At 56.8% G+C, this 280-nt stretch carries 1 protein-coding gene; it reads right to left on the bottom strand.

The features are described 5' to 3' along the window. Positions 1 to 194 (bottom strand): PrgI family protein (locus DXB70_RS14015; RefSeq protein WP_147354057.1); only part of this gene is annotated, 194 nt, incomplete at its 3' end. Positions 195 to 280: the final 86 nt, after the last annotated feature.

The raw sequence follows: 280 nt of genomic DNA, 5'->3' as shown, positions 1-280 counted from the left end.
AAGAAGAACGGGAGCATGAGGCCGATCATCAGGAACATGGCGGCACTGTTCCCGATACTGCCACGGGAAAACAGGTAGGCCGGGAGGCCCACCGCCGCTGCGCTGGAAAAACAAACAAGCTGGCGCTTCGTTAGGTTGAAGGCCAGCTTTGTCTTGATTTTGGAAAGGTCTTTTGGTACTGGCACATAGGCCATTTTGGTACACCTCCTTTATTGCTTCGGGCCAGCATGGCCCGAGGTTATCTTGCGGCCTCTTTGGCCGGGGCTGTGCTGCGGGCAGC

This window comes from Clostridium sp. OM05-5BH (assembly GCF_003481505.1).
In the GTDB taxonomy this organism is placed as follows: Bacteria; Bacillota; Clostridia; order Lachnospirales; family Lachnospiraceae; genus Otoolea; species Otoolea fessa.
This window is presented reverse-complemented; position numbering and strand designations above follow the sequence as displayed.